The organism is Streptomyces sp. NBC_01352, from assembly GCF_036237295.1.
Classification (GTDB): domain Bacteria; phylum Actinomycetota; class Actinomycetes; order Streptomycetales; family Streptomycetaceae; genus Streptomyces; species Streptomyces plumbiresistens.
Map to the genome: position 1 here is coordinate 8,494,987 of NZ_CP108354.1, position 15,571 is coordinate 8,510,557.

14 protein-coding genes and 1 pseudogene are annotated in these 15,571 nt (G+C 72.2%); 9 read left to right on the forward strand and 6 right to left on the reverse strand.

What is annotated here, in order from left to right; translation table 11 throughout:
• Positions 1-58 precede the first annotated feature (58 nt).
• The 3 genes from cmk to der all read left to right on the forward strand — a co-directional run bounded on the left by cmk (position 59) and on the right by der (position 2,950).
• On the forward strand, positions 59-745 hold the full coding sequence (gene cmk, locus OG252_RS39070; protein ID WP_266442123.1) for a (d)CMP kinase: 687 nt from the start codon (positions 59-61) through the stop codon (positions 743-745).
• 62 nt (positions 746-807) lie between these two features.
• Complete coding sequence (locus OG252_RS39075) at positions 808-1,395, forward strand: lysophospholipid acyltransferase family protein (protein WP_266448702.1); 588 nt, start codon at positions 808-810, stop codon at positions 1,393-1,395.
• A 79-nt stretch (positions 1,396-1,474) separates the two neighbouring features.
• The gene (gene der, locus OG252_RS39080; RefSeq protein ID WP_266442126.1) at positions 1,475-2,950 is read left to right on the forward strand and encodes a ribosome biogenesis GTPase Der; all 1,476 of its coding nucleotides are present in this window, start codon (positions 1,475-1,477) and stop codon (positions 2,948-2,950) included.
• Between the two features lie 50 nt (positions 2,951-3,000).
• Here the strand turns inward: der and OG252_RS39085 are convergent, their stop codons facing one another.
• Positions 3,001-3,375, reverse strand: a complete 375-nt coding sequence (locus OG252_RS39085) for a hypothetical protein (protein ID WP_266442132.1) — start codon at positions 3,373-3,375, stop codon at positions 3,001-3,003.
• A gap of 96 nt (positions 3,376-3,471) precedes the next feature.
• Positions 3,472-4,254, reverse strand: coding sequence for a hypothetical protein (locus OG252_RS39090; RefSeq protein ID WP_266442135.1), 783 nt, complete (start codon positions 4,252-4,254; stop codon positions 3,472-3,474).
• Between the two features lie 545 nt (positions 4,255-4,799).
• Between OG252_RS39090 and OG252_RS39095 the strand changes: the two genes are divergently transcribed.
• Positions 4,800-5,477, forward strand: a complete 678-nt coding sequence (locus OG252_RS39095) for a LysM peptidoglycan-binding domain-containing protein (RefSeq protein WP_329342132.1) — start codon at positions 4,800-4,802, stop codon at positions 5,475-5,477.
• Positions 5,478-5,592: 115 nt separating this feature from the next.
• A complete protein-coding gene (locus tag OG252_RS39100) occupies positions 5,593-6,090 on the forward strand; it encodes a LysM peptidoglycan-binding domain-containing protein (protein WP_406491888.1) in 498 nt (165 codons plus the stop codon).
• A gap of 42 nt (positions 6,091-6,132) precedes the next feature.
• Here the strand turns inward: OG252_RS39100 and OG252_RS39105 are convergent, their stop codons facing one another.
• The 3 genes from OG252_RS39105 to OG252_RS39115 are packed head-to-tail and all read right to left on the reverse strand — an operon-like array spanning position 6,133 to position 9,985.
• The gene (locus OG252_RS39105; RefSeq protein ID WP_266442141.1) at positions 6,133-6,828 is read right to left on the reverse strand and encodes an ABC transporter ATP-binding protein; all 696 of its coding nucleotides are present in this window, start codon (positions 6,826-6,828) and stop codon (positions 6,133-6,135) included.
• Positions 6,825-9,509: an ABC transporter permease subunit gene (locus OG252_RS39110; RefSeq protein ID WP_329342135.1), complete on the reverse strand. Its 2,685-nt coding sequence runs from the start codon at positions 9,507-9,509 to the stop codon at positions 6,825-6,827. Before OG252_RS39110 ends, OG252_RS39105 begins: the two co-directional genes overlap by 4 nt.
• The gene (locus OG252_RS39115) at positions 9,509-9,985 is read right to left on the reverse strand and encodes a hypothetical protein (RefSeq protein WP_329345311.1); all 477 of its coding nucleotides are present in this window, start codon (positions 9,983-9,985) and stop codon (positions 9,509-9,511) included. Before OG252_RS39115 ends, OG252_RS39110 begins: the two co-directional genes overlap by 1 nt.
• A 121-nt stretch (positions 9,986-10,106) precedes the next feature.
• Between OG252_RS39115 and OG252_RS39120 the strand changes: the two genes are divergently transcribed.
• The 4 genes from OG252_RS39120 (at position 10,107) to OG252_RS39135 (ending at position 13,871) form a co-directional block, all read left to right on the forward strand.
• Entirely contained in the window at positions 10,107-10,643 is a 537-nt protein-coding gene (locus OG252_RS39120; RefSeq protein WP_411151929.1) for a hypothetical protein, read from the forward strand.
• Complete coding sequence (locus OG252_RS39125; protein WP_266442146.1) at positions 10,618-11,910, forward strand: ABC transporter substrate-binding protein; 1,293 nt, start codon at positions 10,618-10,620, stop codon at positions 11,908-11,910. Before OG252_RS39120 ends, OG252_RS39125 begins: the two co-directional genes overlap by 26 nt.
• Before the next feature lie 68 nt (positions 11,911-11,978).
• A complete protein-coding gene (locus OG252_RS39130; protein WP_329342138.1) occupies positions 11,979-12,782 on the forward strand; it encodes a hypothetical protein in 804 nt (267 codons plus the stop codon).
• Positions 12,783-12,830: 48 nt separating this feature from the next.
• Positions 12,831-13,871, forward strand: a complete 1,041-nt coding sequence (locus OG252_RS39135; protein ID WP_329342140.1) for a helix-turn-helix transcriptional regulator — start codon at positions 12,831-12,833, stop codon at positions 13,869-13,871.
• Here the strand turns inward: OG252_RS39135 and ctaD are convergent.
• Positions 13,870-15,441, reverse strand: a pseudogene (gene ctaD / locus OG252_RS39140) (aa3-type cytochrome oxidase subunit I); the annotation flags it as partial. The gene OG252_RS39135 and the pseudogene ctaD sit on opposite strands and share 2 nt — an antisense overlap.
• Between the last annotated feature and the right edge of the window lie 130 nt (positions 15,442-15,571).

Sequence of the window (15,571 nt, forward strand, 5' to 3'; positions counted from 1 at the left end):
TGCGGGGCGCTTTTGCGTCCCCGCACACTCCCACCACGCACCAGGAAGGTGTCCCCCCGTGGAAAACGGCGCCGCCCAGCCCGTGATTGTCGCCATTGACGGCCCCTCCGGCACGGGCAAGTCGAGCACGTCGAAGGCCGTGGCCTCCCAGCTCGGCCTGAGCTACCTCGACACCGGCGCCCAGTACCGGGCGATCACCTGGTGGATGGTGAACAACGGGATCGACACCGACGACCCGTCGGCGATCGCCGCGGCGGCCGGCAAGCCCGACATCGTCTCCGGCACCGACCCGTCCAACCCCACGATCACGGTCGACGGCGCCGACGTGGCCGCCCCGATCCGCACCCAGGAGGTCACCTCCAAGGTCAGCGCGGTCAGCGCGGTGGCCGAGGTGCGCGCCCGGATCACCGAGCTGCAGCGCTCCATCGCGGCCACCGCCGAGCAGGGCATCGTCGTCGAGGGCCGCGACATCGGTACGACCGTGCTGCCCGACGCCGACCTGAAGATCTTCCTCACCGCCTCGCCGGAGGCGCGCGCCGCCCGCCGCAGCGGTGAGCTGAAGGGCGCCGACGTCAACGCCACCCGCGAGGCCCTGATCAAGCGGGACGCGGCCGACTCCACCCGCAAGACCTCGCCGCTGGCCAAGGCCGACGACGCGGTCGAGGTGGACACCACCGAGCTCACGCTGGCGCAGGTCATCGAGTGCGTCGTCACGCTTGTCGAGGAGAAGCGGGCCGCGAAGTGAGCGTTGTGTCCGTGCCCTCGGAGAAGGGCGCCGAAGTAGGGCGGCGCATCGGCGTCGGCCTGATGTACGGGCTGTGGAGGCCGCGCGTGCTGGGCGCCTGGAAGGTCCCCGCGACCGGCCCGGTGATCTTCGCGGTCAACCACTCCCACGTCGTCGACGGTCCGATGGTCATCGGCGTGGCGCCCCGGCCCTCGCACTTCCTGGTCAAGAAGGAGGCGTTCGTCGGCCTGCTCGGCCCGTTCATGACCCGCGTCGGCCAGATCAAGGTCGACCGCCACACCACCGACCGGACGGCCATCACGCACGCGCTGGGCGTGCTGGAGAACGGTGGCGTCCTCGGGATCTTCCCGGAGGGCACCCGCGGCGAGGGGGACTTCGCCGCACTGCGCGCCGGGCTCGCGTACTTCGCCGTACGTAGCGGCGCCCCGATCGTCCCGGTCGCCGTACTGGGAAGTTCCGAGAGGCGCGGACGGTTGATAAAGGGGCTGCCCCCGCTGCGCAGCCGCGTCGACGTGGTCTTCGGCGACCCGTTCGAGGCCGGCGACGGCAGCGGACGGCGTACGCGCAAGGCGCTCGACGAGGCGACCGAACGCATCCAGAAGCAGCTCACCGCACACCTGGAAAACGCCAGACGCCTGACCGGGCGCTAGGCGACACTGAGTAGTGGACCAACCGGACAAACGAACCGGGTGTTCCACCGATCACCACGATGAACGAGGTACGGACTTCATGAACGACCACATCCACTCCGACGGCTCGGGCGAGGAGCACGACCACGGAGCGCTTGGCGACGCCGAGTACGCGGAGTTCATGGAGCTCGCCGCGGAAGAGGGCTTCGACGTCGAGGACGTCGAGGGCGCCATCGAGGCGGCGGGCCACGGGCCGCTGCCCATTCTCGCCGTCGTCGGCCGGCCGAACGTCGGCAAGTCGACTCTGGTGAACCGCATCATCGGCCGCCGCGAGGCCGTCGTCGAGGACAAGCCCGGTGTCACCCGCGACCGCGTGACCTACGAGGCCGAGTGGGCGGGCCGCCGCTTCAAGCTCGTCGACACCGGCGGCTGGGAGCAGGACGTCCTCGGCATCGACGCCTCCGTGGCCGCGCAGGCCGAGTACGCGATCGAGGCGGCCGACGCGGTCGTGTTCGTCGTGGACGCCAAGGTGGGCGCGACCGACACCGACGAGGCGGTCGTACGACTGCTGCGCAAGGCCGGCAAGCCCGTCGTGCTGGCCGCCAACAAGGTCGACGGCCAGAGCGGCGAGGCCGACGCGGCCTACCTGTGGGCCCTCGGTCTCGGCGAGCCGCACCCCATCTCCGCGCTGCACGGCCGCGGCACCGGCGACATGCTGGACGCCGTCCTGGAGGCCCTGCCGGAGGCGCCCGAGCAGACCTTCGGCACCGCGGTCGGCGGCCCGCGCCGCATCGCCCTCATCGGCCGGCCGAACGTCGGCAAGTCCTCGCTGCTGAACAAGGTGGCGAACGAGGAGCGCGTCGTCGTCAACGAGGTCGCGGGCACCACGCGCGACCCGGTCGACGAGCTGATCGAACTCGGCGGCGTCACCTGGAAGTTCGTCGACACGGCGGGCATCCGCAAGCGCGTCCACCTCCAGCAGGGCGCCGACTACTACGCCTCGCTGCGCACCGCGGCCGCCGTCGAGAAGGCCGAGGTGGCGGTCATCCTGATCGACGCCTGCGAGTCCATCTCGGTCCAGGACCAGCGCATCGTCTCCATGGCCGTGGACGCGGGCCGCGCGATCGTCCTCGCGTTCAACAAGTGGGACACCCTCGACGAGGAGCGCCGCTACTACCTGGAGCGCGAGATCGAGACCGAGCTCGCCCAGGTCGCCTGGGCGCCGCGGGTGAACGTCTCGGCGCGCACCGGGCGCCACATGGAGAAGCTGGTCCCGGCGATCGAGACGGCGCTGGCCGGCTGGGAGACCCGCGTCCCCACGGGCCGCCTGAACGCCTTCCTCGGCGAGCTGGTCGCCGCCCACCCGCACCCCGTCCGGGGCGGCAAGCAGCCGCGCATCCTGTTCGGCACGCAGGCCGGCACCAAGCCCCCGCGGTTCGTGCTCTTCGCCTCCGGCTTCATCGAGGCGGGCTACCGGCGCTTCATCGAGCGCCGCCTGCGCGAGGAGTTCGCCTTCGAGGGCACCCCGATCCACATCTCGGTGCGGGTGCGCGAGAAGCGCGGCAAGAAGAAGTGACGCACGCATGAGGAAGGGCGGCCCCCACCGGGGCCGCCCTTCCTCATCTCTCAGACGCCTCTGCGCGGCCCCGGCGGCAGCGCCGCCGGAACGTGCTGCATCCCGGTGCTGTGCTGCTGCCCGATCTGGCCGATCTGCCCGACGCGCTGCCACTGCGACTGCTGGCGGGCGCTGTAGGCCCCCGCGCTGTAGGCGCTGTACGAGTTGCTGAACGAGCCCGTGCTGTGCGGGATGTTCCCGAAGGCGGTGAAACCCAGTTCGTCCTCGCCGCTGCGATCACCCGGCAGCGAACGGAACGACTTGACGTACTCGGCGTAGAGCGCGTCGTAGATCGGCGTGGCCGAGGGGCCGCCCGAAGGATCCTGAGCCACTCGCGCGGAGGGGAGCGACGGGAACTGGCGGCGGGGAACATCGTAGGTGTGCACGTATGTCCAAACGACCCCGCACTTGAAGAGATGCGGTTGTGCATCAGGCCTTCAGAGGCGCGGGGCCGCATCGATGTGCGGCTGCGCCGCGTGGGCTCACGTCCCCGCAAGCGGCATCGCGGCCGCGACCAACTTCCCGTTGGCCGCCGCCTTGTCCAGCGCGTCCCGCAGCAGGTCCTCCCGGGGCTGCCGCCCGATGGACCCCACCGGCGCGGCGAACATCAGCACCTGCTGGTGCTTGTTGGCGGCGGCCCGCCAGCTCTCCGTGACCTGAAGCGGCTGGTGCGCCTGCCACCACGCCACCGGCTGCCCGCCGTTCGGCGACGGCTGGAGCACCGCGTGCAGCTGCCCCACGGCCAGCAGCACCGACCACCCGTGCAGCACGGACGGCGTGGAGTCGATCGTCGTCAGCGGCATGAACCCCTGCTCGATGAGCAGCGGCAGGAAGTCGTCGCCGGCCCCCGTCGCCCCGGGCCGCACGATCGGCGCGGTCGGCTCGACCACCAGCGCCGGATGCAACTCCCCGGCGATCAGGACGAGTCCGCTGGTCACGCCGAGCACCGCCTGCTCGGGTGCGATCTTGTCGGGCTCCAGGTCGACCGTGTCGCCGGTGATGGACTTCACCGCGCCCTGGAGCTGTTCCTCGGTGACCTGGACGACCTGGGAGGGCAGACAGGTGGCGTGGGCGAAGGCGAGGACGGCGGTCTCGTCGCCGATGAACAGGACGGTGCTGGTGCGCTCCTGCTCGGAGTCGCCCTGGGTACGGCAGGACGTGCAGTCGTAACTGCCGGGGGCGTTCTCTCCGGCGAGCAGCCGGTCGGCCTCTTCGTCGCCGATCTCGGCGCGTACCTCGTCGCTGACGTCGAGCATGCGCGGCACGGTGGCTCCCTCGGGATGTGGTGCGTGGCGGGGCCGGGTGGCTCCCGGCCCGTGAACCGGGTGGGTCCCGGGCTCATGAAGAAGACAACGGGCGATCTGTGGCGGGAGTCACGCCCCAGGGCGAACGGAATCGAACCATCCACAGCGCAGGGTCACCTTTGGTGCGCAATCCGGCACTCACCGTCAATTCCTCGGATATCCAAGGAAGTTGGTTCGGTGAAGTGGGTCACAGATCATAGAGGCGACTGGTCGACAAATCAGGAAATCGGCGAATGAAGTGGGTGGCCGAAAGTCGCCGATACCCAAGGTAACGGCGAACTGGCCTGGAGTGACAGGCAGTTGGTTGATACCGGGCGGTCACCCTCTCTACATTCCTCCGCCGTGTGCAACGAGCACCGCTCGGGTTCGTCCGCCGGCCGCACGCGTCCTCGACGCCTGCTCGCTTCACAGCCTCCGGCGGACGGGGCGGAGCACGACGACGGCGTACGACACGCAGGCGTCGCGCCCCGCCTTGGGGGACCCCGGGTCCGTGGAGGGGGAACTTCATGTCCGAATGTGCCGATACCACTCGCGACAACGTTCGTAAGACCCGTACGACGGCGGTCCTCGCCGGGGCGGCACTGCTCGCCCCGCTCGGGCTGCTGGCCGCGACCGGCAACGCCGCGGCGGCCGACGGCGGGGTGTGGGACCGCATCGCCCAGTGCGAGAGCGGCGGCAACTGGCACATCAACACCGGAAACGGCTACTACGGAGGACTCCAGTTCTCCGCCTCCACCTGGCGCGGGTACGGCGGCACGGCCTACGCCCCGACCGCCGACCAGGCGACCAGGTCCCAGCAGATCACCGTCGCCACCAAGGTCCAGCAGGCCCAGGGCTGGGGCGCGTGGCCCACCTGCTCGGCGCGGGCCGGAGCGTCCGGGAGCGCACCGGCGGCTCCCGCGGCCGGCTCGGCCTCCGGGTCGGAATCGGGATCCGGGTCGACCTCGAAGTCGGCCTCGGGGTCGGCCGCCACCGATTCGGCTTCGTCGAAGGCGCCGGAGCGCTCGACGCCGAGCACGTCCCGCGGCTCGTCCCGCGGTGACTACACCGTCCGCGCGGGCGACACGCTCAGTGGCATCGCCGCCCGGCACGGGACCACCTGGCAGCGGCTCTTCGCCGCCAACAAGGCCGTCGTCGGCGGCGATCCCGACGTGATCGTGCCCGGGCAGCGCCTCGACCTCTGAGCCGCTCCCCCTCCCCGGGTACGGGGCCCCGCCCGGTCCGCCGACCGGGTGGGGCTCCTGGGCGCACCGGACGCGCCGCGACGGGCGTACGGCACGGGCCGCCTAGCGTGGGCCGATGCACCCGAAGCCGATCAAGCTCGCTCTGGCCACGGCCCTGCTCGCCGCCCTCGTCTCCACCCTCGCTTGCGGGGTCGCGTACGCGGCACCGCCGTCACCGGCTCCCGGACCGCTCCTGAAGCGCGCGCCCTACGAGTGCGCCGCGGACCAGTGGCCCTGGGGCTGCATCGCCGAGTGCGAGAGCGGCGGACGCTGGAACGCCAACACCGGAAACGGCCACTACGGAGGGCTCCAGTTCGGGCAGCCCACCTGGAAGGAGTTCGGCGGCCTGAAGTACGCCCCGCGCGCGGATCTCGCCACCCGGAAGGAACAGATCGCCGTCGCCCAGAAGGTGGTGGCCGTGCAGGGCTGGGGGGCCTGGCCGGTCTGCTCCAAGAAGTACGGGCTCAGGGGCCGTATGCACACGGTGAAGACCAACGACACCCTCTCCGCGATCGCCCGCCAGTACGGCGTCGAGGGCGGCTGGCGGGCGCTGTACCGGGCCACCAAGGACTGATCGGCCGCTCTCCGGACCGGCTGGAGGTCGGCACGCCGCTGGTCATCCCGAAGGGCTCGGCCCGCGTCGCCGCGCTGTTCGGTCCGCCGCTTCCCGCCTCCGGAACTCCGCTGCCTCTCCGCTGAACAGCACGCTCCCGCGACGCAGTTCGTACACGACCGCCGCCCGGTCGTGCAGGACGGGCGGCAGCCGCTGCTCGGCGACGACCACGCACGCGTCGAGCGAGGCCAGCAGCGCGTAGGTGCGGGCCGCGACCGCGGGGGACATGCCCTGCGCGGGCTCGTCGACGAGCACCACGCGCGCGCGTGCCAGCAGGGCGCGGGAGAGCGCGAGCATGCGCTGCTCGCCGCCGGAGAGGGTGCCGGCGCGACGATCGAGCAGGGGTGCGAGCTGCGGATAGGCGTCCAGGGCGGTGTCGTGGGCCGGTGCCGCGAGCTCCAGGTTCTCGCGCACGGTGAGGGAGGCGAACACCGCCTGCCGTTCGGGGACCAGACAGAGGCCGCGGCGGGCCCGCTCGAACGCCGGTACACGGGTCACGTCGGTGCCGTCCCAGAGCACCGCGCCACCGGACAGCGGCACGGTTCCGGCCAGCGCGCGCAGGACGGTCGTACGGCCGGAGCCGTTGCGGCCCAGCAGGACGGTGAGGCCGGGGCCCGGGGCGGCGAGGGTGACGCCGTGCAGGGCCTCCAAGGGGCCGTAGCGCACGCGCGCGTGGCGCAGTTCCAGGGCCACCGTCATGCGGGGGCCTCCTGGGCGCCGAGGGCGTCGAGGACGCGGGCGGGCGGGCCCGAGGCGACGATCCGGCCCGCCGTCATCACGTGCACGACGTCGGCGAGGTCGGCGACCAGGTCCAGGTCGTGCTCGACGACGAGCAGGGCGGTGCCGTCGGAGGCGAGAGCCTTCAGGACCTTGGTGAGCGCGGCGACTTCGGCGGTGTCCAGGCCGGCGGCGGGTTCGTCGAGCAGCAGCACGCGGGGAGCGCCCGCCAGGGCCCTGGCCAGTTCGACGCGGCGCAGGGTGCCGGTCGGCAGGTCGGCGGCGGGCAGCGCGCGGACCGGTCCGTCGAGTCCGAGCAGCCTGAGTGCCCGCTCCGCGGCGCCGGCATCGGTGACACGTCCCTGCTCCGCACCCACTTGAACGTTCTCGGCCACGGTCAGCGACGGGAACACGGCCAGTTGCTGGAAGGTGCGGGCGATGCCGAGCCGGGTGCGTGCGTGTGCGGTGAGCCGGGTGATGTCCCGCCCGCCCAGCAGGACCTGGCCGTGCGAGGGGCGGTGCGTTCCGGCGAGGCAGTGGAACAGGGTGCTCTTTCCGGCGCCGTTGGGACCGACGATCGCGGTGATCCGGCCGTGGGGGACGTCGAGGTCGACGCCGTCGAGGGCGGTGAAGCCGTCGTAGCGGGCGTGGAGGTGGCGGGCGGTGAGGGTGGGTGCGGGTGCGTGGGTGGGCACGCGGCCTGCGACCGCGTTGGGGTTCCCACCCGCACCACCCGTGCGGCTTTCGTGGTCGGGTGCGGGTGGCCCTGGTGGGGGCGGAGCGCCGTCGGCGGCCGCGGCCCGTCGCTCCACGGGCCGCAGCCGCGCCCGTACCCGCTCCCCGAGCGGGGTCAGCGCCGCCCCCCGCCGCAGCCGCAGCCGCTCCGCCGCCGTCCGCAGCGCCTCGTACGGTCCCCCGGGGAAGCGGCCGACCAGGACCGCCAGTACCCCGATCAGCGCCGCCGCCACCCCGCCCCGGGCGCCCGCGTCGAGGCCCACCAGCAGCGCCGCCGCGGCCAGGGCGCCCAGGGTGCTGTCGGCGCCCAGGACGACGACCGCGGCGAACCAGAGCAGGCCCCGGACGGGGTCGTAGGCACCGGGGTCGAAGGCGCGCAGGCCCATGCCGAGCATGCCGCCGCCGAGCGCGGCGAGCGCGGCGCCCGCGACGAAGGCGAGGAGCTTCAGGGACGGCACCCGGACGCCCGCAGCCGACGCACCCGCCTCGTGGTCGCGCATGGCGGCGAGGGCCCGGCCCGTGCGGCCCCTGCGCAGGGCGTGCGTCGCGAGCAGCGCGGCCGCCAGCAGGAGCAGTTCCAGGACGTAGTACGCGCGGTCGCCGTCGAAGCCGGCCGGGCGGCCCAGCGACAGCCCGGAGACGGCGTACGGCTGGGCGAAGACGAAGCGGCTCACCCCGACGCCCACCGCGAAGGTCGCGAGCGCCAGGGCCAGGCCCCGGCGGCTGATCGCCGGCCAGCCCGTCAGCAGGCCCAGGGGGGCGACCAGGACCACCGCCACGGCCAGCGCGGCCAGTTCGGGGAGCCGGGGCAGTCCCGGGAAGCGCCCGGCCGCCAGCAGGGCCGTGAAGAGCGCGCCCAGGCCCGCGTACGCCGCCTGCCCCAGCGAGATCTGGCCGCCGCGGCCGGTGACCACCACCAGGGACAGCAGCACCACGCCCAGCGCCGGCACCTGGACCGCCGTATGGAGGTCCGAGCCCGCGAAGCCGAGCGGCAGCAGGAACAGCACGGCGGCCACTGTCCAGACGCCCGGCGGCGTCGGCACGCGCGCGGTGGCCGTGCGCGGCAGCGCGTCGCGCGTGCCGATGCGGGGGAGCGCCAGCGCCGCGATCAGCAGGGCCACCACGAAGAGGTTCGCGCCGACCGCCTGAAGCAGCGGTTCGAGCCGGCCCGAGGGGTGCAGTCGCGTCAGCTGGCTCTGCGCCACCCCGATGCCGAGGGCCACCACGACCGCGACCGGCAGGCTGCGCATCCGCGCGGCCACCGCGACCGCCACCACCTCCATGACCAGCAGCGGCAGACCGTACGGGTCCAGGCGTACGTAGGGCGCCAGCAGCACGCCCGTCAGACCCGCCGTGAACGAGCCGAACGCCCAGCCCGCGGCGGCCACCCGGTCCGCGTCGATCCCGCCGAGCACGGCGAGCCGCCGGTCGTCCACCACGGCCCGCAGCTCCCGCCCGAAGCGCGTCCAGCGGATCACCGTACCCACGCCGACGGCCAGCACCAGAACCACCGCCAGCTGCCCCCACGGGTCCGCCGACACCAGCTCCGGAGCGTCGTCCCGCGCGCCCTGCCCCCACACCAGCGCGGCCCCACCCACCAGCAGCACGAACACGCCGATGGAGGCGACCAGCGTCTGCGCCGGGTCGCTCCCCAGCACCGCCAGCGGCCGGAAGACGAAACGCTCCAACGCCATGCCCAGGGCAGGCGCCAGCACCAGCAGCGTGGCCGCCGCCCCCGCCCACAGCGGCCAGCCCCACTCGACCACGCACTGCCGCAGCACGTACGCGCACACCATCGCGATCGCGCCGTGCGCGAAGTTGAGCACGCCGGTCGCGCGGTACGTCACGATCAGGCCGATCCCGGTGAGGGCGGCGGCGCTGCCGACCGAGAGACCGGCGAGTGTGAGGTCGTACGTCAGGGAGGACATCAGTCGGTTTCTTCGGCGGGCTCGCAGATGGGGCAGGGGCCCAGCTCGCCGCTCGCCACCAGCTTGGAGTCGACCGGCACGGCCTCCGCCTTCCCCGCCACCAGCGGGCAGTCCGCGCGGTGCCACAGCGTGCCGCCGGGCACCATCAGGAGGTCCCCGCTGACCGCCAGGGGCGCCGTCACGGTCTGCCCGGACTCCTCGGGGCCGGCGGGCTCGGCGGTCACCAGGAGGCCGTACAGCTCCTCCACGCGGGCCGCGGCCAGGGCGTTGCGGCCGTGGGTGAGGAGGACCGCCCCCGCGATGATCAGGGCGGCGCCGGGGACCGTGCAGGAGGCGAGATAGGGCAGTTGGCGTTCGGCGTACCGCTCGCCCGAGACGCCGTACCAGCCGAGGACGCACAGCACCGCGCCCGCGGCGAGCGCGGCCCAGCCGGCCCACAGGACGGGGTGAACGGTCCGCAGTCGGGCTGTCCGCATCTCAGGCTCCCACGTCATGTGTCTGTCCATGTCAGCCGATGGCTTGCACTATGCCTTCTGGAAGCTGACCCTGAAAGCACCGGGCGCCCACGGCCCGGACCGACACCCGGTGGTGAGCCAGATGGTTCTCGGGAGCGACCTCAGGCGGGGGAACGTCAGCCGAGGGCTGGTGGCGGTGGTGTTCCTCCTCGCCTCGGCCCTCACAGCGTGCTCGGACGACAGCGGCGGCGACGACACCGCTCCGCCCTCGCCCTCGGTGGAGACCTCCACCAGTGCGGAGCCGAGCCCGACCGCGCCGGACGACCCCGCGGCGGCCGAGCGGGAGATCAAGCAGAACTGGGTGAAGTTCTTCGATCCGGCCGTCCCGGTCGCGGACAAGCGGGCCGTCCTGGAGAACGGCGACCGGATGACCCAGGTCCTCGACAGCTTCAGCGGCGACGAGCGCGGCGGGCAGGTGGAGGCCAAGGTCGGCAAGGTCGAGTTCACCTCGCCGACCGAGGCGAACGTGACGTACACCCTCACCCTGAAGGGCGCCACGGTCATGCCCGACGCCGCCGGCACGGCCGTCGAGCAGGACGACGTGTGGAAGGTCTCCGTCAAGACGCTGTGCGGGCTGGTCGGCCTGAGCGGCAATGCCTCGCCGGGCCCGGGCTGCTGAGACGGCCGTCGCGGGCCTGCTGCTCCTCCTGAGTACGGCCTGCGGCAGCCGCCTCCCGGAGAGCGACTTCGAGCACGGCGGCCGGACGCCGACGCCCGCGCAGCGGGACGGCAGCCCCCTCCGCGTCGGCATCATCACCAGCGCCACCAGCCCGGTCGGCGGCAACGCCTTCACCGGCCCGCGCGACGGCGCCAAGGCCTACTTCGACCGCCTCAACGCGCGCGGGGGCATCGACGGCCGCCCGGTCGAGGTACGGCTGTGCGACGACGGCGGCAGCGGCGTCGGCAACAACACCTGCGTGCACAAGCTGATCGACGAGGACAAGGTCGTCGCCCTGGTCGCCACCACCGCCCTCGACTACGCGGGCGCCTCCCGCGTCGCACGCGCGCGCGTGCCCGACATCGGGGGCCAGCCCATCGGCGCCGCCTACGACACCTGGCCGCACCTCTACGGCATCTACGGCAGCCTCGCGCCCCGCGACGGCACGACCGGCTGGGACGGCGAGCAGTACGGCGGCACCGAGGTCTACCGCTACTTCAAGCGCGAGCACGGCGCCCGGACGGCCGCCGTCGTCTCCTACAACCAGGCCGCGTCCGCCGCCTACGCCTCGCTCGTCGAGCGGGGGCTGAAGACCGAGGGCTACCAGGTGGTGACCGAGCAGGTCGACTTCGCGCTGCCCAACTTCCGTGCCGTGGCGGCCGACTTGAAGGAGCAGGGCGTCGACCTCGTCTTCGACGCCATCGACAGCCACGGCAACGCCCGGCTGTGCGAGGCGATGGACGACGCGGGCGTTGAGGTCACCGCCAAGGTCACGAACGTACAGAACTGGACGTCCACCGTCCCCGAGGACTACAAGGACGCCCCGCGCTGCCGCAACGCCCTCTGGGCGACCGCGTCCAGCCGCAACCACGAGGACACCGGCCATGAGGCCGTACGGGAGTTCAGGGACGCCACGAAGGGCCTCAAGACGCACTCGCAGTGGCAGCTGGAGGGCTGGGCGGCCGCGATGTGGTTCACGGACGCGGCACGGTCCTGCCCCGAAACCGGCGTCACGCGCGCGTGCGTGGACGCTTTCATGAACCGCGGCGAGGAGTACACCGCGGACGGGCTGCTCGCCCCCGTGGTGTTCGAGCGGCGTGCCGAGCCGCCGAAGACCCGCCGGACCTGTCTGTCGGTGGCCAGCTGGGAGGACGGCCGGGGATGGGTGTCCCAGGGGGACATGGACAGCACGTGTTTCGACGTTCCGCAGCTGCCGTATCGGCCGTGACAGGCAACCAAAGTGTCCGTTCGGTGGTCTAACCGGGCAGTACTGATCCAAAGGAGGATCGCCGTCGCATGACGATGCCCGCTCCTCGGGTCGCACCGCTGTGTGCCGACTGCGTCGCCGACTCCGCGGGCGGACTGACCTTCGACGTCACCGCGCGTGGAGCGAGTGGTGTGGCGCATCTGGTGCTGCGTCGGCGCGACGCGGACGAGGAGATCGGTCTGCCGCTGACGCCGGTCGCGGACGGCCGGCTGCGGGCCGCCCTGCCCAGCACCGTCGCCCTGCCCGAGGGCCGCTGGGACGCCTACGCCCGCGTGACCGGGAGCGAGCCGCAGCGCCTTGCTCCGGGCGCCACCGACCTGAGCTCGCTCGCCGCCCGCATCCCGAGCGCCTCCCGCGGCCACGTCGCCGTCCGCATCCCGTACGCCACCCGGCAGGGCAACCTCACGGTCCGCAGCTGGCTGCGCGCCCCGCACGCCGAGGTGGGCGAACTGCGCGTCTCCAGCGCCGCGTTGACGGTCCAGGGGCGGGTGTACGGCACGGACTTCGCCCCAAACGCGTACGCCGAACTGCGCGGCCGGCACCGCCCGGACCCCGCCCGGCGTACCGAAGTCTCCGTCGACCGGACCAAGTTCGGCTTCTCGGTGGCGTACGCGCGTCTGGAGCCCGGCGTCTGGGACCTGTGGCTCAGGCCCGGCGGCGAGGCCGGGCCCCGGGTACGGATCGCACGGCTGCTCGACGACGTCGCCGACAAGAAGCCCGTGTTCACCTATCCACGCGCGCGCGTGCAGACGCCGGACGGGCCGGTGGAGGCGGGGCCGTACTACACGCGGGACAACGACCTGTCGGTGTCCGTGAGCCCGGTCGGTTCCTGAGGCACTTGCGGACAGCAGCTGTCCGCGATCGCTGGCAGACTCGGCCCCATGTTGGAGACCTCGGCACGACTGCTGCGCCTGCTCTCGCTGCTCCAGGCCCACCGCGAATGGTCCGGCCCCGATCTGGCCGACCGCCTCGGCGTCACCCCGCGCACCGTGCGCCGGGACGTGGACCGGCTGCGTGAGCTGGGCTATCCCGTCAACGCCAGCCCCGGCACCGGTGGCGGCTACCAGCTGGGCGCGGGCGCCGAGCTGCCGCCGCTGCTCCTGGACGACGACGAGGCCGTGGCGGTCGCCGTGGGGCTGCGCACGGCCGCCGGGCAGGGCATCGACGGCATCGGCGAGACCTCGGTCCGCGCCCTCGCCAAGCTGGAGCAGGTCCTGCCGGGCAGGCTGCGCCGCCGGGTGAGCGCCCTGAACGCCTTCACCGTGCCGATGCTGCGCGGCCCCCTGCCCTCGTCCGTCGACCCGGCCGTCCTCACCGAACTCGCCAACCTCTGCCGGGACACCGAGCGGCTGCGCTTCGAGTACCGCGATCACGAGGGCGCCCCGACCCGCCGCAGCGTCGAACCGCACCGCCTGGTGTGCAGCGAGCGCCGCTGGTACCTGGTCGCCTGGGACCTCGACCGCGAGGACTGGCGTACGTTCCGCGTCGACCGCATCACCCCCAAGCCGCCGCACGGCCCGCGCTTCGAGCCACGCGAGCCGCCCGCGGAGGACCTGGCCGCCTACGTCTCCACAGGCGTCTCCACGCGCGCGTACGCCTCGCACGCGGTCATCCGGCTGCTCGTGCCGATGGAGGAGGCCGCCGAGCGGATCTCGCCCTCCGCGGGGACGCTGGAGGCCTCCGACGAAGCCAGCTGCGTCCTGCGCACCGGAGCCGCGAGCCTCGACGTGATGGTGCTCCACCTGATGATGCTGGGTTTCGAGTTCGAGGTGCTGGAGCCCTCGGAGCTGACCGAGGCGATCAGGACGGCTCGCGACCGGCTTGCTCGCTCTTTGGCTCGGGCTGCGGAGTCAGGGCCGCGTACTCCGGATGATGCAGATCGAACGCCGGGGACTCGGAGCGGATCCGGGGCAGCGTGTTGAAGTTGTGCCGGGGCGGCGGGCAGGAGGTCGCCCACTCCAGGGAGCGGCCGAAGCCCCAGGGGTCGTCGACCTCGACCTTCCGGCCGTACTTGGCGGTCTTCCAGACGTTGTAGAGGAACGGCAGCGTGGAGATGCCGAGCAGGAAGGCGCCGATCGTCGAGAGCGTGTTGAGCGCGGTGAAGCCGTCTGCGGCGAGGTAGTCGGCGTACCGGCGGGGCATGCCCTCCGCGCCCAGCCAGTGCTGCACCAGGAACGTGGTGTGGAAGCCGACGAACAGCGTCCAGAACTGGATCTTGCCGAGCCGTTCGTCGAGCAGCTTGCCGGTGAACTTCGGCCACCAGAAGTAGAAGCCGGCGAAGGTCGCGAAGACGACCGTGCCGAAGACGACGTAGTGGAAGTGCGCGACCACGAAGTACGTGTCCGTGACGTGGAAGTCCAGCGGCGGCGAGGCCAGGATCACTCCGGTCAGGCCGCCGAACAGGAACGACACCAGGAAGCCGGTCGCCCACAGCATCGGCGTCTCGAAGGACAGCGAGCCCTTGAGCATGGTCCCGGTCCAGTTGAAGAACTTCACGCCGGTCGGCACCGCGATCAGGAAGCTCATGAACGAGAAGAAGGGCAGCAGCACCGCGCCGGTGGCGAACATGTGGTGCGCCCACACCACCATCGACAGACCGGTGATCGACATCGTGGCCGCGACCAGCGTCAGGTAACCGAACATCGGCTTGCGGCTGAAGACCGGGATGATCTCCGTGATGATGCCGAAGAACGGCAGCGCGATGATGTAGACCTCGGGATGTCCGAAGAACCAGAACAGGTGCTGCCACAGGAGCGCCCCGCCGTTGCCCGCGTCGAAGACCTGCGAGCCGAACCGCCGGTCCGCCTCCAGGACCAGCAGCGCGGCAGCGAGTACGGGGAACGCCATCAGGATCAGGATCGACGTGAACAGGGTGTTCCAGACGAAGATCGGCATCCGGAACATCGTCATGCCGGGGGCCCGCATCCCGATGATCGTGGTGATGAAGTTGACCGCGCCGAGGATCGTGCCGAAACCGGCCAGCGCCAGGCCCATGATCCACAGGTCGGGACCGATGCCGGGGGAGTGCACGGAGTCGTTGAGCGGCGCGTAGGCGAACCAGCCGAAGGCGGCCGGACCGGACGGCACCGCGAGCGAGCCGAGCACGATCAGGCCGCCGAAGAGGAACAGCCAGTACGACAGCATGTTCAGCCGCGGGAAGGCGACGTCGGGCGCGCCGATCTGCAACGGCATCAGCTCATTGGCGAAGCCCGCGAAGCTGGGGGTCGCGAACAGCAGCAGCATGATCGTGCCGTGCATCGTGAAGAGCTGGTTGAACTGCTGGTTGTCCACGATCTGCAGACCGGGCCGGGCGAGTTCGGCACGCATCAGCAGCGCCATCACGCCGGCGATCAGAAAGAACGCGAACGACGTGATCAGGTAGAGATGGCCGATCTTCTTGTGGTCGGTGGTGGTCAGCCAGTCGACGACCACCTGGCCGTGCCGCTCGCTCCGCACGGGTCGTGCCGTCGCCTGCGCGGTCTGCGTCCCCATCGCTCGCTCGCCCCTTCGCTCGCCCTGCCCCGGGCCCGCTGAAGCCCGCGCCACGCGTACCCGCGAGCTCACGTCATGATGCTCGCGCCGTCGCGTGCTCCGACAGGGGGCGTGCGGGGGTTCTGTGCTG